At 64.5% G+C, this 18,018-nt stretch carries 16 protein-coding genes; 7 read left to right on the plus strand and 9 right to left on the minus strand.

Annotation, left to right across the window (positions count from 1 at the left end; translation table 11 throughout):
- The first annotated feature begins 1 nt into the window (after window position 1).
- Genes UP10_RS38150 through UP10_RS38165 form a run of 4 tightly spaced genes read left to right on the plus strand, consistent with a single transcriptional unit; the run spans window position 2 to window position 5,435 of the window.
- Entirely contained in the window at window positions 2-3,286 is a 3,285-nt protein-coding gene (locus UP10_RS38150; RefSeq protein WP_044592333.1) for an efflux RND transporter permease subunit, read from the plus strand.
- Window positions 3,287-4,774, plus strand: coding sequence for an efflux transporter outer membrane subunit (locus tag UP10_RS38155; protein WP_245322166.1), 1,488 nt, complete (start codon window positions 3,287-3,289; stop codon window positions 4,772-4,774).
- An 8-nt stretch (window positions 4,775-4,782) separates the two neighbouring features.
- Complete coding sequence (locus UP10_RS38160; RefSeq protein WP_044592334.1) at window positions 4,783-5,097, plus strand: hypothetical protein; 315 nt, start codon at window positions 4,783-4,785, stop codon at window positions 5,095-5,097.
- Window positions 5,098-5,108: 11 nt separating this feature from the next.
- Window positions 5,109-5,435 carry a BA14K family protein gene (locus UP10_RS38165; protein ID WP_245322167.1) on the plus strand — a complete coding sequence of 109 codons (327 nt, stop codon included), beginning with the start codon at window positions 5,109-5,111 and terminating at the stop codon, window positions 5,433-5,435.
- Between the two features lie 22 nt (window positions 5,436-5,457).
- Here the strand turns inward: UP10_RS38165 and UP10_RS38170 are convergent, their stop codons facing one another.
- From UP10_RS38170 to UP10_RS38210, 9 genes are all read right to left on the minus strand, one after another.
- A complete protein-coding gene (locus tag UP10_RS38170) occupies window positions 5,458-6,543 on the minus strand; it encodes a sensor histidine kinase (protein ID WP_044592336.1) in 1,086 nt (361 codons plus the stop codon).
- Window positions 6,540-6,980 carry a response regulator gene (locus UP10_RS38175; protein ID WP_044592337.1) on the minus strand — a complete coding sequence of 147 codons (441 nt, stop codon included), beginning with the start codon at window positions 6,978-6,980 and terminating at the stop codon, window positions 6,540-6,542. Before UP10_RS38175 ends, UP10_RS38170 begins: the two co-directional genes overlap by 4 nt.
- Window positions 6,977-8,506 (minus strand): sensor histidine kinase, encoded by a 1,530-nt coding sequence (locus UP10_RS38180; RefSeq protein ID WP_044592338.1) that lies wholly within the window; start codon window positions 8,504-8,506, stop codon window positions 6,977-6,979. The genes UP10_RS38175 and UP10_RS38180 overlap by 4 nt, the downstream gene beginning before the upstream one ends.
- A 100-nt stretch (window positions 8,507-8,606) precedes the next feature.
- Window positions 8,607-9,965, minus strand: a complete 1,359-nt coding sequence (gene accC, locus UP10_RS38185) for an acetyl-CoA carboxylase biotin carboxylase subunit (RefSeq protein ID WP_044541890.1) — start codon at window positions 9,963-9,965, stop codon at window positions 8,607-8,609.
- A 24-nt stretch (window positions 9,966-9,989) separates the two neighbouring features.
- Complete coding sequence (gene accB, locus UP10_RS38190) at window positions 9,990-10,484, minus strand: acetyl-CoA carboxylase biotin carboxyl carrier protein (RefSeq protein WP_044592339.1); 495 nt, start codon at window positions 10,482-10,484, stop codon at window positions 9,990-9,992.
- A 51-nt stretch (window positions 10,485-10,535) separates the two neighbouring features.
- A complete protein-coding gene (aroQ, locus tag UP10_RS38195) occupies window positions 10,536-11,009 on the minus strand; it encodes a type II 3-dehydroquinate dehydratase (protein WP_044592340.1) in 474 nt (157 codons plus the stop codon).
- Between the two features lie 285 nt (window positions 11,010-11,294).
- Window positions 11,295-12,032: a DUF1236 domain-containing protein gene (locus UP10_RS38200; protein WP_044592341.1), complete on the minus strand. Its 738-nt coding sequence runs from the start codon at window positions 12,030-12,032 to the stop codon at window positions 11,295-11,297.
- A gap of 225 nt (window positions 12,033-12,257) precedes the next feature.
- Window positions 12,258-13,025 (minus strand): DsbA family protein, encoded by a 768-nt coding sequence (locus UP10_RS38205; protein ID WP_044592342.1) that lies wholly within the window; start codon window positions 13,023-13,025, stop codon window positions 12,258-12,260.
- 87 nt (window positions 13,026-13,112) lie between these two features.
- Window positions 13,113-14,519 (minus strand): M48 family metalloprotease, encoded by a 1,407-nt coding sequence (locus tag UP10_RS38210; RefSeq protein ID WP_044592343.1) that lies wholly within the window; start codon window positions 14,517-14,519, stop codon window positions 13,113-13,115.
- A gap of 228 nt (window positions 14,520-14,747) precedes the next feature.
- Here UP10_RS38210 and UP10_RS38215 point away from each other — a divergent pair, with 228 nt between their 5' ends.
- The 3 genes from UP10_RS38215 (at window position 14,748) to UP10_RS38225 (ending at window position 18,009) form a co-directional block, all read left to right on the plus strand.
- Window positions 14,748-15,935, plus strand: a complete 1,188-nt coding sequence (locus tag UP10_RS38215; protein ID WP_044592344.1) for a pyridoxal phosphate-dependent aminotransferase — start codon at window positions 14,748-14,750, stop codon at window positions 15,933-15,935.
- 92 nt (window positions 15,936-16,027) lie between these two features.
- Complete coding sequence (locus UP10_RS38220) at window positions 16,028-16,588, plus strand: biotin transporter BioY (protein WP_245322171.1); 561 nt, start codon at window positions 16,028-16,030, stop codon at window positions 16,586-16,588.
- 86 nt (window positions 16,589-16,674) lie between these two features.
- On the plus strand, window positions 16,675-18,009 hold the full coding sequence (locus UP10_RS38225) for a dicarboxylate/amino acid:cation symporter (protein ID WP_044541896.1): 1,335 nt from the start codon (window positions 16,675-16,677) through the stop codon (window positions 18,007-18,009).
- Window positions 18,010-18,018: the final 9 nt, after the last annotated feature.

The following is an 18,018-nucleotide window of genomic DNA, read 5'->3' on the forward strand; positions in this document are numbered from 1 at the left end:
CATGGGTCCCTCAACACCCTTCATCCGCCGGCCGGTCGCAACGACGCTGCTGACCTTCGGGCTCGCGGCGGCCGGTGCCATCGCCTTCTTCAAGCTGCCGGTGTCACCGCTGCCGCAGGTGGACTATCCGACCATCTCGGTGCAGGCGACGCTGCCCGGCGCCAGCCCGCAGGATGTCGCGACGACGGTCGCTAGCCCGCTGGAGCGGCATCTCGGCCAGATTGCCGATGTCACCGAGATGACATCGTCGAGCTCGGTCGGCTCGACCCGCATCACGCTGCAGTTCGGGCTCAACCGCGACATCAACGGCGCCGCGCGCGACGTGCAGGCCGCGATCAATGCGGCGAGGGCCGATCTGCCGACCAGCCTGCGCAGCAATCCGACTTACCGGAAGGTCAATCCGGCGGACGCGCCGATCCTGATCCTGACCTTGACGTCGGACACGCTGACGCGCGGCGATCTCTATGATGCGGCGTCCACGGTGCTGGCGCAGAAGCTGTCGCAGGTCGAGGGGATCGGCGAGGTGGTGGTGGGCGGCAGCTCGCTGCCGGCGGTGCGGGTCGATCTGATTCCGCAGGCGCTCTACAAATACGGTATCGGGCTCGAGGATGTCCGTGCTGCGCTGTCGAGTGCCAATGCGCACAGCCCGAAGGGCGGGATCGACGTCGGCGAGCAACGTTTCCAGATCTACGCCAACGATCAGGCCAACAAGGCAGACGATTACAAATCGCTGATCGTGGCCTATCGCAACGGCTCGGCGGTGCATCTCTCAGATGTCGGCGAGGTAACCGACGGGGTCGAGAACCTGCGCAACGCCGGCCTTGCCAACGGCAAGCCTGCGGTGTTGATCATCCTCTATCGGCAGCCGAACGCCAATATCATCTCGACCGTCGATCTGGTGAAGGGGCTGATGCCGCTGCTGCGCGCCTCGGTGTCGCCGGCGATCGATATCGGGCTCGCGGTCGACCGCTCGACGACGATCCGCACCTCGCTGCGGGACGTCGAACGAACCCTCGTCCTCGCCGTGCTGCTGGTCATCTTCGTGGTGTTCGCATTCCTTCGCAGCGCACGGGCCACCCTGATTCCGGTGGTTGCGGTCTCGGTATCGCTCGTCGCGACCTTCGGGGCGATGTACCTGATCGGCTACAGCCTCGACAATCTGTCCCTGATGGCGCTGACGGTGGCGACCGGCTTCGTGGTCGACGACGCCATCGTCGTGCTGGAAAACATTACCCGTTACATCGAGGAGGGGCTGAGCCCGCTTCAGGCCGCGCTCAAGGGCGCCAACGAGGTCGGTTTCACGGTGCTATCGATGAGCGTCTCGCTGATCGCGGTGTTCATCCCGATCCTGCTGATGGAGGGAATTGTCGGCCGGCTGTTCCGCGAATTCGCGATGACGATCTCGATCTCGATTCTGATCTCGCTCGCGGTCTCGCTCGCGACCACGCCGATGATGTGCGCCGTCCTGCTCAAGCCCGAGACCGGGGAGGGCCATGGGCGGCTCTATTGGGCGAGCGAGCGCCTGTTCGAGGCGATGCTGAGCTTCTACCGCAGGACGCTGACGGCCGCGTTGGAGCATCCTGCGTCTGTGATGCTGATCCTGGCGGCGGTGTTCGGTCTGAACTTCTACCTTTACAGTGTCATCCCGAAGGGCTTCTTCCCGCAGCAGGATACGGGGCGGCTGACGGGCTCGATCCAGGCCGACCAGAGCATTTCCTTTCAACTGATGCAGCAGAAGCTGACGCAGTTCGTCACCATCGTCAAAAACGATCCCGCCGTCGAAACGGCGGTCGGATTCACCGGCGGCGGTCAAACCAATTCCGGCTTCATGTTCGTGTCCTTGAAGCCGCTTGGCGAGCGCGTGTCGGCGGATCAGGTCATTGCACGGCTGCGGCGTTCGCTGGCGGTCGTTCCAGGGGCAACCCTGTTCCTGCAGGCGGTGCAGGATATCCGGGTCGGCGGCCGGTCCTCCAACGCGCAGTATCAGTACACGCTGCAGGGGTCGACGTTCGAGGAGCTCAATGAATGGACGCCGAAGATCGCGGCGGCTTTGCAGCAGGATCCGATCCTGACCGACGTCAACAGCGACCAGCAGAACAAGGGCCTGGAGTCCGATCTCGTGATCGACCGGGATGCGGCGGCCCGGCTCGGCGTGACCGTCAGCCAGGTCGACAACACGCTCTATGACGCATTCGGCCAGCGTCAGGTTTCGACGATCTATGTCGCGCGCAACCAGTACCACGTCATCATGGAGGTCGCGCCGCGCTATTGGCAGAATCCAGAGACGCTCAAGGACGTCTATATCAGCACGTCGGGCGGCTCGGTCGGCGGGTCGCAAGCGACCAACGCCGTGGCGGGTACGATAGTGGCGCCTGGAACCTCGGGCGCGGCCAGCGCGGCCAATGCCCAGGCCGCACGCAATCTCGCTACCAACTCGATCGGCGCGACGGGGAAGGGCGTTGCCTCGACCGGATCGGCCGTCGCCACCAGCAGCGAGACGATGATCCCGCTCTCGGCGGTGGCCAGTTTCAAGCAGGGGTCGACGCCGTTGGCGGTCAATCATCAGGGCCTTCTGGTCGCCAGCACCATCTCGTTCAACCTGCCGCCGAACGTCGCGCTGAGCACCGCGGTCAGCAGCATCGAGGCTACCATGAACCGGATCGGCGTTCCGGCCACGATCCGCGGCACCTTCCAGGGCACCGCGAAGGCGTTCCAGGATTCCCTCAACGGACAGCCATTCCTGATCCTGGCGGCGCTGGTGACCATCTACATCGTGCTGGGCGTGCTCTACGAGAGCTACATTCACCCGCTGACGATCTTGTCCACATTGCCCTCCGCAGGTGTGGGCGCCTTGCTGGCGCTGATGGTATTCAAGACCGACTTCAGTATCATGGCGCTGATCGGCGTCATCCTGCTGATCGGCATTGTGAAGAAGAACGCCATCATGATGATTGACTTTGCCCTCGAGGCGGAACGCGGCCGCGGGCTGGAGCCGCTTGAGGCTATCAGACAGGCATGCCTGCTGCGCTTCCGTCCGATCATGATGACGACCATGGCTGCGCTGCTCGGCGCCGTGCCGCTGGCGCTCGGCATGGGCGACGGCGGCGAGCTGCGGCAGCCGCTCGGCATCGCCATTGTCGGCGGCCTGATCCTGAGCCAGGTTTTGACGCTCTATACGACGCCGGTCATTTACCTCTATCTCGACCGGTTCCGCTTGTGGGTCCAGCGCGCGCGCCGTGGTGGCGCACCGCGGGTGCCGGGGTCTTCACTTCAACCGGGCGAGTAAATGCCGATAGTTGCTGCGTTGCGAAGCTTTCAGTTGGCGCTGAAATCCGTCCGTGCGCCGGCATTTCTGTTCGGCAGGCGGCCCGCGCTCGCCACGGTCGTTGGCCTCGGCCTCGGCTTGTCCGGCTGCATTCCGGGATCCGAGCGTCCCGAGCTCAATCTCGAAGTGCCCGCGAGCTATCGGACCGCCATCAAAGGTGACGCCGATGCGGCCGTTCCGGCGCTCGCCTGGTGGCGCGGCTTCCGCTCCGGCGAACTGACCGGACTGATGGAGTCCGCGCAGCTCTACAATCTCGATATCGCGGTAGCGATCGCCCAGATCGTGCAGGCCGACGCGCAGGCCGGCGTCTCAGGTGCCGCGCTATTGCCGTCGGTGAGCGGGACGGCCAACGCGGAGCGCGAGCGCGTGGCATCAGGCTCATCGACCGGCGGCAGCGGGACATTCTCGCAGTACAGCGTCGGGTTGACCGCGAGCTACATCGTGGACTTCTGGGGCAAGAACCGCTCGACGCTGGCGGCGTCCGAGGAGAGCGCGACGGCCTCACGTTACAACCGCGAGGTGGTCGCGCTGACCACGATGGCAACCGTCGCCAACACCTACTTCCAGATTCTGGCAGCGCAGGACCAGATCAAGGTCACCCGCCGCAATCTGGCCGCGGCGGACCGGGTTCTCGCGCTGATCAGATCGCAATTCAACGGCGGCACCGCCTCGCAACTCGACCTGTCGCAGCAGGAGGCGCTGGTCGCGACCCAGCGCGCCGCGATCCCGCCGCTCGAGGTGACGTTGGGGCAGAACATCGCCGCGCTCGCCGTGCTGGTGGCGCGCGCGCCGGCCAATTTCTCCGTGCGCGGCGGGAGCACCACGCAGATCGCGGTGCCGCGCGTCACGCCGGGACTGCCGTCGGAATTGCTCTACCAGCGGCCCGATGTCCGCGAGGCCGAGGCACAGCTTGCATCGTCCAATTTCAGCGTCGAGGCGGCGCGCGCGGCGTTCTTCCCGCAGATCCAGCTCACCGGTTCGACCGGCTTCCAGAGCGCGGCGCTGGCCACGCTGTTTGGACCGGGCGCCTGGTACTACACGCTTGCTGCCGGGCTGACGCAGCCGCTGTTCGACGGCTTCCTGCTGGAGAGCCAGCTCAAGCAAGCCAAGGGCGTGCAGCTGCAGAATTTGCAGGCCTATCGCAAGGCCGTGCTGTCGGCTTTCGCCGACGTCGAGAAGGCGCTGATCGCCCTGCAGAAGTATACGTTGCAGGAGCGCCTGCAGACCGACGTGGTGACCAGTTCGCGAAAGGCCTTCGAGGTCGCCGAAACCCAGTTGCGCGGCGGCACGGTCAATCTCATCACGGTGCTGCAGACCCAGCAGACGCTGTTCACGGCTGAGAACAATCTGGTCACGGTCAGGCTCAACAAATTGCTGGCCGCGAGCAGCCTGTTCCAGGCGCTTGGTGGCGGCTGGACGCCGGCCGGCACCCTGGCGGCGCTGCAATGAGGTCGGTCATGCAACGGTTCACGGCAGTTGTGGTCGCAGGCCTCGTCATCGCGCTGAGCATTCCGTCAGGGGCGAGCCGCGCGCAGCAGCAGCTGGCGCCCAACAGCATTCCGTTGGCGTTCGGCATGACGGTGGACCAAGCCACGCAGGTGCTCGGGACGCCATTGAAGTACGTCCGCGGCCGCCCCGGCGACGAGCTGTTTGTCGCGCTGCCCAATGTCAGGGGCAGCATATTGTCGAACCGCAGCGACGCCCTCTATCTGCAATTCGGCAGGGGACATTTGATCGCCTGGAAGGGCGACTGGGGGACCATTCGGCCATGAGGATCGCAACCATGACCGCAGCGAAGATCCTGCTCGCCGGCATCGCCATCGTGCTCTCGGTGAGTGCGTCATCGGCGCAGGAGCGCCCGTTGCGTTACGGAAACACCAGCGGCTGGTCTTTCGACGGCAGGGACGACGATCGCGATTTTCCAACCAACGGCTATTTCCCTGGCAATTTCGCCGCCGATCCCTTCAGCGCCGGGTTCGGCGCGGCGGGCCTGTTCGGGGTGACGCCGTGGCGCTCGGCGCGGCCCTATCCGTCGCAGGTGGTGTTCGGTGCGCCGTGCCGGAATTGTGGCCCGCACCGGGCCCGGCGGCACCGGTCTCATCACGATTGAGCAAACATCGGAGGGAGGCGGGTTATTTCGCCGCCACGCTGCCCTGTGGTGCCGCTGCGACAAGGCGGAAGCGCACCAGCATCCTTGTGCCGGCGTGGCGGGGATCGCGCTCGACGGTGGCGTCGAGCTTGACGGCCATCGCGGTCACGATGCGCTGGCCCATTCCGGTGCCGCGCGGATCGACCGTGTCGCCCAATCCGACGCCGTCATCGCTGATCGCCAGCAGGATGTCATCGCCTTCGGGCTTCAGCTCGACATGGATCGGGCCGGCGCCGTCGGGATAGGCGTATTTCACCGCGTTCATCACCAGTTCGTTGACGATGATTCCGATCGCGACGGCGCGGTCGGGGTCGATCTCGATCGGCTCGGCCTTCAGCGTCAGCCGTGACATCCTGTTGCCTTCGGCCGATCGCCGGAGATCCTCAAGCAGCGCTCCGAGATACTGGTTGAGCATCACCGTCTTGAAGTCCTGCGAGGTATAGAGGCGGCGGTGCACCTGCGCGACTGCGGCGACGCGCCCCATGGCATTGGTGAGGGCCGCCTTGACGTCGCTCTCGGTTGCGGAGTTGGCCTGCAGATGCAACAGCGAGGCGATGATCTGCAGCGAATTGCCGACGCGGTGGTTGACCTCGCGGAGCAACACCTCGCGTTCCGCGGCCAGCGCTGCGTAGCGGTCGCGCGAGGCGTGCACCTCGGCCTCCGCCTCGTCGCGCGCCTTCTGGATCTCCGCCCGCCGGATCGCGCCGTTGACCGCAACCTGGAGCAGGGGAATGAACTCGCCCCTGACATCCTTGACCAGGTAGTCCGCCGCACCGGCCTTCAGCGCGGTCACGGCGATCGCCGAGTCCTGCGACGCAGTGACGAACACCACCGGCGGTGCGTCCGCTATCTTCAGGATCTGCTCCAGCGTCTCCAGCCCGTCGAGGCCCGGCATGTACTGGTCGAGCGCGATGACGTCGATGCCGCCCTGGGCGAGACGAGCAAGGCCGTCCTGGCCGCTTGCGGCATGCACGACCTTGAAGCCCGCGCGCGTCAGCCCGCGGTCGACCAGGCGGGCGAGCCCCGCGTCGTCCTCGATATAGAGCAGTGTCGGCGTTGCGCTGGTCATATGGCGGCTGGCGGAACCTGAATGACGGAGAAGAACAGGCCGAGCTGGCGTATCGCGTTGGCAAAGCTTTCGTAGTTCACCGGCTTGGTAATGTAGACGTTGCAACCGAGTTCGTAGCAGCGCTTGATCTCCTGGGAGTCGTCCGTCGTGGTCAGCACCACCACCGGCGTCGCCTTCAGGTACTTGTTTTCCTTGACCCGCTTCAGAATATCGATGCCGGACGTATCGGGTAGATTGAGATCAAGCAGGATGAGCAGGGCCTTGCCGTCGCGTTCGGACCCGGTCCCATTTTTGCCGAACAGATAGTTGATGGCCTCTGTACCGTTGGTGAACGGCACGATCTCATTGTTGACACCCGATCGCCGGATATTCCGCTCAATCAGGCGAGCATGGCCCTCATCGTCCTCGATCATGATGATGGTAACTGGATTGCTCATGACTCTCTATCCCGGTTCTTGCCCGTCCAATTGATCGGCAGTGTTATCGTGAACGTGCTGCCGTTGTGAAGTTCCGATGCTACGGACATGGTGCCGCCCAGTCTGCGCACAAGTGCGCGGACATGGGCGAGGCCGATGCCCTGTCCGGGCTTGTCCTGGGTTCCCGCGCGGCGGAACAGATCGAAGATGCGCTGATGGTCCTTCGCATCGATGCCGCGCCCGTTGTCCTTGACCTCGTAGATCGCAAAGCCGAGCTTGGTGCGGCCCTCGATCGTAATGGCGCCGGGAACGCCGTCCTTGAGGTATTTCAGTGCGTTGTCGATCAGATTGGAGAAAATCTGCTCCAGCGCGAGGCGGTCGCTGACCATGGTCGGCAGCGCACCGAGCTGGATCGCGGCGCTGCTCTCGGCGGCCTGATGGGCCACCGTCTTGACGATGCTCTCGATCAATTCGCGGACGTCGACCCGCTCCGGTTTGAACTCGCGGCGGCCTTCGCGGGTCAGATTGAGGATCGCGGTGATCAGCCGGTCCATCTTGGCGATCGATGATTTGATGAAGGCGAGCGACTCGGTGAAATCATCCGATAGCTGCTTGTCGGAGCCTTCGAGCTCGGGCTCCGCGGTATCGGTGGCGTCATCGGGCATTGCCGGTGCGAGCGAGGTCGCGCGATTGAGCGTGGCGATGCGCTTGAAAATGTCGCCGCGCAGCTCCTCCAGTTCGCTGGTGAAGCCCATGATGTTGACCAACGGCGACCGCAGATCGTGGCTGACGATATAGGCGAAGCGCTGGATCTCCTCATTGGCCTCGCGCAAATCGGCGGTCCGCTCGTCGACGGTCGCTTCGAGGTTGAGGTTGTTGTCGAGCAGCCTGGCTTCGGCCTCGTCGCGGGCCTGCGAGGATCGCCGCAGCAACACGATCGAGAAGCCGGCCAGCGCCAGTACCATGCAGGAGCCCGCGATGGTGACCGAGGACGCAAGAACCTGGGTCCGGTCAGCGGTCGCCGTGCGCAGCGCAAACAGGCGGTCTTCCTCGGCGCGCATGTCGCGGCCGATCTTCGCGATGGCCTCCAGCGCGTCGGTCGATGTGTTGTTGCGCAGGATGGCCACGCTGGTTGCCACGTCGTTGTTCTTGACCCGGTCAATGCCGAGGGCGAATTCGGCCAGCCGTTGCTCGATTGCCGTTCTGAGCTTGGCACTGTTGGCGATCTGCGCCGGATTGTCGGTGGTCAGCTTCGAAAGATGGTCGAGGGCGACCGGAATACCCGTCGCCGCGGTCTGATACTCGGTCAAATATTGCGGCGCTGATGTCAGTAGATAGGCTCTGGTCGCACTCTCGGCGCGGCGGACCTCGACGAGCAGGTTCGCGATCTGGCTCTCGACCTCGACGGTATGGACGACCCAGGCATTGTCGTCGCGCGCCTTGTTGACCAGCAGGATCGACGCTACGCTGACTGCGATCAGCACCAGAAACCCCGCCGACAGCAGCAGGATTTGCAACGCCGTGCGCCGTCGTGAAACTGGCGTCACGACCGTCCCGTCAAATCAATGGAGTTCAATGCGTTCCCGTGGAAAGTCATCAACCCTAGCATACGCCTGAGCGGGGGTGCGGGTTCCAGGGGACCGCGATTTATTTCTTGATGTCGTCGGGCTGGCCGGCGAGGTACTGCTCCAGCCAGTGGATGTGGTAGTCGCCTTCGATGATGTCGGGCTCGCGGACCAGCGCGCGGAACAGCGGCAGCGTCGTCTCGATCCCCTCGACCACCATTTCGTCCAGCGCCCGGCGCAGCCGCATCAGGCATTCGCCGCGGGTCTTGCCGTGTACGATCAGCTTGCCGACCAGCGAATCGTAATAGGGCGGGATCACGTAGTTCTGGTAGACGGCCGAATCGATCCGAACGCCAAGACCGCCTGGCGGATGGTATTGCGTGATCCGTCCGGGCGAGGGACGGAAGGTCTGTGGATTCTCCGCATTGATGCGGCATTCGATCGCGTGACCGATGATTGCGATCTCGTCCTGCCGCGCCGGCAGTTCGCCGCCGGCGGCGATCCGGATCTGCTCCAGCACGAGGTCGATATCGGTTATGCTCTCGGTGACGGGATGCTCGACCTGGATGCGGGTGTTCATTTCGATGAAGTAGAACTCGCCGTCCTCGTAGAGGAATTCGATGGTGCCGACGCCGAGATACTTCATGTCCCGCATCGCCTTGGCGCAGGTCTCGCCGATCCTGGCGCGCGCGGCGGCGGCGAGCACCGGCGAGGGGCCTTCCTCCCAGACCTTCTGGTGGCGGCGCTGCAGCGAGCAGTCGCGTTCGCCGAGATGGATGGCGCCGCCGCGGCCGTCGCCGAGAATCTGAATCTCGATGTGGCGCGGCTTCTGCAGGTATTTCTCCAGATAGACCGAGGCGTCGCCGAACGCCGACCTGGCCTCGTTGGCCGCGGTCGACAGCGCCAGCGCCAGGTCAGCCTCGGTCTGCGCGACCTTCATGCCGCGCCCGCCGCCGCCGGCGGCCGCCTTGACCAGCACCGGGAATCCGATTGCCTTCGCGATCGCCATCGCGTCGTCGTCAGGTCCGACGCCGCCGTCAGAACCGGGGACGACGGGAATGCCGAGCCGCTTTGCGGTCTTCTTGGCCTCGATCTTGTCGCCCATCAGGCGGATGTGCTCGGCCTTCGGGCCGATGAAGTGCAGATTGTGATCGGCGAGGATCTCGGCGAAGCGCGCGTTCTCGGACAGGAAGCCGTAGCCGGGATGCACGGCATCCGCGCCGGTGATCTCGCAGGCCGCAAGCAGTGCGGGCACGTTGAGATAGGAGTCCTTCGACGGCGGTGGGCCGATGCAGACGCTTTCGTCCGCGAGCCGTACATGCATGGCGTCGGCATCGGCGGTGGAGTGCACCGCGACGGTGGAGATGCCGAGCTCCTTGCAGGCGCGCAGCACACGAAGCGCGATCTCGCCGCGATTGGCTATCAGGATCTTGTCGAACATCGCAGCGCCTGACGTTGACGATTTCTACTCAATGATTACGAGCGGCTCGCCGAATTCGACCGGCTGGCCGTCCTCGATGAGGATCTGCGTCACCGTGCCGGCGCGCGGCGACGGAATCTGGTTCATCGTCTTCATCGCCTCGATGATCAGGAGCGTCTGGCCGGCCGTCACTTTCGAGCCGACTTCGATGAACGGCTTGGCGCCCGGTTCCGGCGACCAATAGGCGGTGCCGACCATCGGCGAGGGAACGACGCCCGGATGTTTGGCAAGATCGGCCGCAGCCGCCGGGGCCGCCGCAACAGCGGGCATGGCAACCGCCTGCACAGCGGCTGTCGGTACGGAGGCGGCGATGCTGATGTTGCGCGCGACGCGCACGCGCAGGCCGGCGCGCTCGATCTCGATTTCCGTTAAATTGGTTTCGGCGAGCAGCAGCGCAAGCTCGCGAATGAGGGCGCTGTCGTCGCTTTTGGACTCGCTCTTGGATTTTGCGGCTGATTTGTCGTCTGGCTGGCGCGCCATGATCTTGATCCGGAATCTATCTCTGGTGACGGGGAACGTCAGGATTGGCGATTAAGTCTTTGCCGTGACATCGATCTTGGCACCGATCCTGGAGGCGAGGCCCATGATCGCAAGCCGGTAGCCGTCGATGCCAAAGCCGCAAAGCGACGCGAACGCGGCTTTAGCAGTGAACGAGTGATGCCGGAAGCTCTCGCGGGCGTGGATGTTGCTGACGTGGACCTCGACGGTGGGGATTTTCACCGCCACCAGCGCGTCGTGCAGCGCGATCGAGGTGTGGGAATAGCCGCCGGCGTTGATGATGATGCCGACTGCCTTCTTGGCATGGGCCTCATGGATGAAATCGATCAATTCACCCTCGCGGTTGGACTGCCGGCAATCGGCGGCGAGCCCGAACTGCCTGGCGGTGTCCGCGCACAGTTTCTCGACATCGGCGAGATTGGCGTGGCCGTAGGTCTCGGGCTCGCGAGTCCCCAACAGATTGAGGTTCGGGCCGTTCAGCACATAGATCGTTCCGGCAGCAGCCATTCCAGGTTCCGGCGAAGGGTGAAGTGGGCCGGGTTATAGGTAACAACCGGCCGCAGGGGAAGCCTTTAGGTGGTTTGGGCGAGTCTTCAACAGCCTCGTCTGGGCTGTCAGATAGCTGCTGTAACCTTCGGAAAATGTTGATTAACCACATTCTGCGGTAGGCGCCATCCGGCCCGGTCCGGGCGGCCCGCGGGCGGCATGGACTGATGGCAAAACCCCGCCCCAGGAGGGGGCGGGGTTCGTAACCGGGAAGGGGCCTCATGCCCCTTCGCCTCGATGTCGAGACTAGTCCTCGATGATGTAGACGATCTCATGCGTCTCGGGCTGCACGATCACGTAACGCCCGCCGACCAGGATGAAGTCATAGCCGCGCCATTCCGGATAGATCGTCACGACCCGTTCCGGCACCGGATAGAAGTGAACATCAGCCGGCACCCGCGTACCCATCGACACATTGAAGTTCACATTGGTGACCTCGGTCACCTTCTCCGACCGGATCGCGGTCGAGATCTGGGTGCGCTTCTCCGCCGGCGGAGCCGCTTTTGCCGAGGTCGCCGCGTTGCCAGTGGTCTGCGCGCGGTTCGTATCGGTCGGAGTCTTGGTCTGCGCGTTCTGGTTGGTCGGCGAGGTCGTGCCGCTCTTCTCGGCATTCATGTTGCCGTTCTTGTCACGGCCCTCGGCCTTCAGGTCCTTCGGAGCGGTCTTGTCGCGCGCGCCTTCGTCAGAGCTCATGCTCTTCGACTTCTGGGTATTGTCCTGCGCGCCCTTGGTGGCGCCGCCGGCCTTGTCGTTGGATTCGGCCTTCATGCCCGAGGGACTGCTCTTGGTCGACTCGGCGCCCTTCTTGCCGCCGGGCTCGCGCTCCATCGTACCCGAAGCTGCGCCGCCGGACGGTGCGCTATGCTCCATCGCCGCGCCGCCGCCGGCCGCCGGCGATTCCTTGGCCGCACCCTGTGCATTGGCGAAGCCCGTGCCAGCGATCAAGGCCGCAGCAGCGACCGAAATCAGAAAACGGTTAGACATCAAATTTCTCCTCATTCATCAGCATTGCCCGCGCCGACAACGGGGCAGCATGAGCGATGTTCCTCGCGATATGAGGTTCCCCGCGGTTTGTTTCGTGAATGCGCGATGAACGCGCGCGTGCGCAATCGCGCCTGCGCGCGTGATGGCTCTGCGTTTCGGCCAACAAAAAATCCGGCTGCACAGCAGCCGGATTTTGCCGGGAACGAAATCGCGTCGTCGCGTCGATCAGCAGGTCGCCTTGCCGCAGCGGGCGACGCCGATCTTCTCCTTGAGACTGTCGGCACCAACCGCGCCGATCACGACCTGCTTGCCGATCACGTAGCTCGGCGTGCCGTTCATGCCCATGGCTTCGGCGAGGCGGAAGTTCTCTTCGATTGTCGCCTTCGCTTCCGGGCTCGCCATGTCCTTTTCGAGCTTCGCCACGTCGAGACCGATGTCTTTGGCAACCGCAAGCGCGCGCGCCTTGTCGGCGGCGCCGCGGCCGCCCAGCAGCTTCTGGTGAAACTCGAGATACTTCTTGCCGGTCGGGTCCTGCATGCGGACGGCGACCGCGACCTGCGCGGCCTCGACCGAGCCCTGGCTCAGCACCGGGAATTCCTTCAGCACGACCTTCAGCTTCGGATCCGACTTCATCAGATCGAGCATGTCGCTCATCGCGCGCTTGCAGTAGCCGCAATTGTAATCGAAGAACTCGACGAAGGTGACGTCGCCATCCTTGTTGCCGAGCGTCACGCCGCGCGGCGAGTTGAAGATGGTGTCGGCGTTCTTGGCGACGCTCTGCTCGTGCTTGTCGGCTTCAGCCGCGGCCTGGCGCTTGCTCAGCTCGTTCATCGCCTCCTCGATCACCTCGGGGTGCGCGACCAAATAGTTGCGCACGATGGTCTCGATGTCGCCGCGCTGGGTGTCGGAGAAGCTCTGGGCGGATGCCGCCAGCGGCGCGCCGCAAAGGGCGAGCGCGACCAGGGCAGGGGCAAGAAAGCGGAGCGTTCGCATAAGGCTAATCCTTGTTCGGCGGAACTCTAAATACGGCGGGGCCGCGAGCCGGTTTCGGTGATCGTTGTATGGAACTGAGGTTTATTTCTAGTTGTTTTTCTCGCCCGGCATGGGCTTGGCGCTCACAATGTCGTCAGCCTTGACCCAACCGGGGGTACCGATCGCAAACCGGGTTTTGGCGCGCGACGCAAGGTCGCGGGCGGTCTTGTTGTCGCCGCGGAGATAGGCGGCCTGTGCCGATGCCAGATCGGCCTGCGCATAGTCGCCCTTGCGGCCATAGGCCATCGCAAGCTGGGTAAAGCCAATCGGCGCCTCGGACTCGCGCGCGATCGCCGCGCGCAGGATGCTGATGGCCTCGTCGGTGTAGGCCTTGTTGTCGGAGGCGACGAGCGCCTGGCCGAGCAGCATCTCAATCAGTGGCGCGCTGTTGGAGAGCTGTACGGCCCTGCGCAGCGGCGCGATCGCCTCTACGGGCCGGCCGCCCTCGAGCAGGGCCTGGCCGCGCAATTCATAGAAGTAGGGATTATTGGGCTGCAGCTGGATCAGGCCGTCGATCTGCGCGATCGCCGAGCGCAAATCGCCGTGCAGATAGGTCGTGATGGCCCGCGCATAGCGCGCCGGCATGCTGGTATTGGTGAGCGGATAGCGGCGGTAGACCGTATCCTGCCGTTCCATGAATCCGGAGATCTTGGCGCGCATCATGTCGTGGCGGAGCTGCAGCGCGGGATCGTCCTTCTTGTCCCAGTACGGGCTGGCGTGCGCGAACACTTCCAGCGCCTGGACGCGATCGATCGGCATCGGGTGCGACTGAAGGTACGGATCGGCGCCATGGGCCGCGAACAGGCTCTCGTCGGTGAAACGCTTGAACGTGTCGTACATGCCTTTGGGCGACTGGCCGGTCGCGGTCAGGAACTTGACGCCGGCGCGATCGGCGTTTTCCTCCTGCTGGCGCTGATAGGACAATAGCGAGCGCATGATCACGGATTGCGGGGCCGAGATCGCAGCGGCGCCTGCACTGGAGAGACCGTTCCCGGCGCCACCGCGTGCGCCCGCGGCGATCGCGCCGGCGCCGAGCAGCATGGCGATGATCATTTGCGTCTGCGCCTGCGCCAGCTGTTCGTGCAGCTTGGCGAGGTGGCCGCCGGCCAGATGGCCGGTCTCGTGCGCCAGCACGCCAATGATCTGGTTCGGCGTTTCCGACTGCAGCAGCGCGCCATAGTTGACGAAGATGCGGCGACCGTCCGCGACAAACGCGTTGAACGCGCTCTCGTTGATAATCACGATCTGGATGTTCTGCTTCTCCAGGCCCGCCGCGCGCAGGACCGGGCGGGTGTATTCGCGCAGCAGCTGCTCGGACTCGGTATCGCGCAGCACCGGGGGGCCCTTGCCCTGTTGTGCCTGTGCGGTGGCTATGGGGCCGAGCGCAAGTGCGACCGCCGTGACGAGCGCGGTCAGTTTGAACGTCCCGGTGCGAAGCGGAGGGCGGAACAGCATGGGGCGATCGACTGGCAGTGGTCGACCCGCGGAAAGGCAACGCCCGATTCCGGCCCTGATGAGATCAGAAGCGCGGCACGGCCTGTTGTTTTTGCGGTCTTTTGTCACGCGAACCGGTATTCACTCAGTCTGAAAACGCTATAAGAAGCTACCGAATGCGGCCAGTCTGGGGCGGTAACCGGTGCGGGAACCCCAATTCGGCTGCGGCCGCCCAAATAGCAGATATCCATGCTCGATGCGACAGTGAGAGACCGTGTAACCAGCCTGTTGACGGCATCCACGCGGAGCAACGTTCCACCGTTCATGGTGATGGACGTGATGGCCGCAGCGGCTCGAATCGAGGCCGCCGGCGGCCACGTCATCCACATGGAGGTCGGTCAGCCTGCGGCGTCAGCTCCGAAACCGGCGATCGCGGCTGCCCAGGCCGCACTGCAGGACGGGCGGATCGACTATACGTCAGCGCTCGGAATTCCGACCCTGCGCGCGCGCATCGCCCGTCATTACCGCGACACATATGGCTGCGCGGTGGACGCCGAACGGATCATCGTGACCACGGGCTCGTCGGGCGGCTTCATCCTGGCGTTCCTGGCGATGTTCGAGCCGGGTGACCGGGTGGCGGTCACCGTTCCCGGCTATCCGCCTTACCGGCACATCCTGACCGCGCTCGGCTGCGAGCCGGTGCTGATCGAAACCTCACATGAGACGCGTCATGCGCTGACCGGCGAGGCGCTGCTCGCGGCCCATCGCAAGGCGCCGCTGAAGGGCGTGCTGGTCGGCAGCCCGGCCAACCCGACCGGCACGATGATGTCGCGCGAGGCACTGTCGAGCCTGATGGCCGCCGTCGACTGCGCCGGTATCCGCTTCATCTCCGACGAGATCTATCACGGGCTCGACTACGCATTCCCGGCAGTGACCGCGGCCGAACTGTCACCGCAGGCGCTCGTGATCAACTCGTTCTCGAAATACTTCTGTATGACCGGCTGGCGCGTCGGCTGGATGGTGGTGCCGGACGCGCTGGTGCGGCCGATCGAGCGGCTGCAGCAGAATCTCTCGATCTCGGTGCCGACGCTGTCGCAGATCGCGGCTGAAGCCGCATTCGACGGCCGTGACGAGATGGAAGCGATCAAGCGCGGCTATCAGGAGAACCGCCGCATCCTGATCGAGGGCTTGCCGAAGGCGGGCCTGACAAAATTCCTGCCGGCGGATGGCGCGTTCTATCTCTACGCCGACGTATCCGACTTCACCGCCGACAGCTTCGCGTTCGCCAGCCAGATGCTCGAGAAGACGCATGTCGCGGCGACCCCGGGCGTCGATTTCGATCCGGTCCACGGCCGTGCCTTCATCCGCTTTTCCTATGCGCGCTCGGCAGCCGAGATGCAGGAAGCGGTTGCGCGGATCGCGCATTGGCTTAAATAGCCCGCAATCTTCAAGAGCCATCCCGGAGTTTCCCCTTGTCAGTCAAATCGGTTTCGCAGCCCGCCGTCGCGCGGCATTTCCCACTCGCGTCGGTGTTGTGGCCCGCGCAGGCCGGAGAGGCCTCCGGCGTCGCGCGCGCGGTCGTGCTGGTGCTGCTGGGCACCGCGCTGCTCGCCCTGTCGGCGAAGGTCAATCTGCCGCTGCCCTATGTGCCGATGACGCTGCAGACGCTGGTCGTGCTGATGATCGGTGCGACCTATGGCTGGCGCCTCGGGAGCGCGACGATGGTTGCGTATCTCGCCGAGGGCGCGATCGGGATGCCGGTCTTTGCCGGCCCTGTCGGCGGCCTCGTGCCGCTGCTCGGCCCGACCGCCGGATACCTGCTCGGATTCGTTGCCGCGGCTTTCGTGACCGGCTTGCTGAGCGAGCGGGGCTGGGATCGGAGCGTGATCTGGCTGTTTGCGGCGATGGCGATCGGCCATGTCGTCATCCTCGCGGCGGGCTTCTGCTGGCTCGCCTTCGGCGCCGGGCTCGGCGTCGAGAAGGCATGGCTGGTCGGCATCGTGCCGTTCATTGCCGCGACGCTGGTCAAGAACGCGCTGGGGGCTGCACTGGTGCCGGCCGCGCGGCGCGCGGCAGATCGCCGCGGATAAGACCACAAGGCGCGACCGGTTCCATTTGACTCGACCGGCCAAGTTGTTCTTGGCTGGCACTGCCGTCTCTGAGGGGGGAACGACATATGGCAACGACAAACGTTGCCACGGGCGCGCCGGCGACTGCCGGCACCAAGCCGTGGTATAAGATTCTCTATGTCCAGGTTCTGATCGCGATCGTGCTCGGCGCGATCGTGGGGGCCATATGGCCTCAGCTTGCGACCAACGACTGGATCAAGGCGCTCGGCGACGGCTTCATCAAGCTGATCAAGATGGTGATCGCGCCGATCATCTTCTGCACCGTCGTTTCCGGCATCGCGCACATCCAGGATGCCAAGAAGGTCGGCCGCATCGGCATCAAGGCACTGGTCTATTTCGAGATCGTCTCGACCTTTGCGCTGGTGATCGGGCTCGTCGTCGGCAACGTGCTCCGTCCGGGCGCCGGCTTCGGTGGCGCCGCGGCGAACGCCCAGGCGGTCGCTGGCTACGCCAAGCAGGCCGAGGCGCAAAAGAGCGTCGATTTCTTCCTGCACATTATTCCGGATACCGTGGTCGGCGCGTTCGCGCAGGGCGAGATCCTGCAGGTGCTGCTGTTCTCGGTGCTGTTCGGCTTTGCCATCATGGGCCTCGGCGAGCGCGGCCATACCATCCGAAACTTCATCGACGATGCCGCGCATGCGGTGTTCGGCGTGATCTCCATCGTGATGCGCGCGGCGCCGATTGGCGCCTTCGGCGCGATGGCCTACACGATCGGTAAGTTCGGCACTGGCGCGATCCTCAATCTGGTGGGCCTGATCGCGACGTTCTACCTGACCGCGGCGCTGTTCGTGCTCGTGGTGCTGGGCATCATCGCGCGGATCGCGGGGTTCTCGATCTTCAAGTTCCTGGCTTATATCAAGGACGAATTGCTGATCGTGCTCGGCACCTCGTCCTCCGAGAGCGCGCTGCCATCCCTGATGGAGAAGCTCGAGCGGCTCGGCTGCTCGAAATCGGTGGTCGGCCTCGTGGTGCCCACCGGCTATTCGTTCAACCTGGACGGCACCAACATCTATATGACGCTGGCGACGCTGTTCATCGCCCAGGCGCTCAACTTCGATCTCTCCTTCAGCCAGCAGCTCACGATCCTGGTCGTGGCGATGCTGACCTCGAAGGGCGCATCCGGCATCACCGGCGCGGGCTTCATCACGCTGGCGGCGACGCTTGCGGTGGTCGATCCGCGGCTGGTGCCGGGCATGGCGATCGTGCTCGGCATCGACAAGTTCATGAGCGAATGCCGCGCGCTGACCAATCTCTGCGGCAACGGCGTCGCCTGCGTGATCGTCGCCTGGTGGGAGGGCGAGCTCGATCGCGACAAGCTCAACGCCAATCTCGCGCGGCAGATCGATCCGACCGACATGGAGACCGCCGTCACGACCGATTAATCGCGTCCG

Origin of the sequence: Bradyrhizobium sp. LTSPM299 (assembly GCF_000938235.1) — a bacterium.
Classification (GTDB): domain Bacteria; phylum Pseudomonadota; class Alphaproteobacteria; order Rhizobiales; family Xanthobacteraceae; genus Bradyrhizobium.

What these genes read in the sequence shown, in the direction of transcription:
- UP10_RS38155 (WP_245322166.1), top strand. Translation starts at nt 3,287, where the DNA reads ATGCCGATAGTTGCTGCGTTGCGAAGCTTTCAGTTGGCGCTGAAATCC.
- UP10_RS38160 (WP_044592334.1), top strand. Translation starts at nt 4,783, where the DNA reads ATGCAACGGTTCACGGCAGTTGTGGTCGCAGGCCTCGTCATCGCGCTG.
- aroQ (WP_044592340.1), bottom strand. Translation starts at nt 11,009, where the DNA reads ATGGCTGCTGCCGGAACGATCTATGTGCTGAACGGCCCGAACCTCAAT.
- UP10_RS38170 (WP_044592336.1), bottom strand. Translation starts at nt 6,543, where the DNA reads ATGACCAGCGCAACGCCGACACTGCTCTATATCGAGGACGACGCGGGG.
- UP10_RS38210 (WP_044592343.1), bottom strand. Translation starts at nt 14,519, where the DNA reads ATGCTGTTCCGCCCTCCGCTTCGCACCGGGACGTTCAAACTGACCGCG.
- UP10_RS38205 (WP_044592342.1), bottom strand. Translation starts at nt 13,025, where the DNA reads ATGCGAACGCTCCGCTTTCTTGCCCCTGCCCTGGTCGCGCTCGCCCTT.
- UP10_RS38175 (WP_044592337.1), bottom strand. Translation starts at nt 6,980, where the DNA reads ATGAGCAATCCAGTTACCATCATCATGATCGAGGACGATGAGGGCCAT.
- UP10_RS38215 (WP_044592344.1), top strand. Translation starts at nt 14,748, where the DNA reads ATGCTCGATGCGACAGTGAGAGACCGTGTAACCAGCCTGTTGACGGCA.
- UP10_RS38150 (WP_044592333.1), top strand. Translation starts at nt 2, where the DNA reads ATGGGTCCCTCAACACCCTTCATCCGCCGGCCGGTCGCAACGACGCTG.
- UP10_RS38165 (WP_245322167.1), top strand. Translation starts at nt 5,109, where the DNA reads ATGACCGCAGCGAAGATCCTGCTCGCCGGCATCGCCATCGTGCTCTCG.
- accB (WP_044592339.1), bottom strand. Translation starts at nt 10,484, where the DNA reads ATGGCGCGCCAGCCAGACGACAAATCAGCCGCAAAATCCAAGAGCGAG.
- UP10_RS38225 (WP_044541896.1), top strand. Translation starts at nt 16,675, where the DNA reads ATGGCAACGACAAACGTTGCCACGGGCGCGCCGGCGACTGCCGGCACC.
- accC (WP_044541890.1), bottom strand. Translation starts at nt 9,965, where the DNA reads ATGTTCGACAAGATCCTGATAGCCAATCGCGGCGAGATCGCGCTTCGT.
- UP10_RS38200 (WP_044592341.1), bottom strand. Translation starts at nt 12,032, where the DNA reads ATGTCTAACCGTTTTCTGATTTCGGTCGCTGCTGCGGCCTTGATCGCT.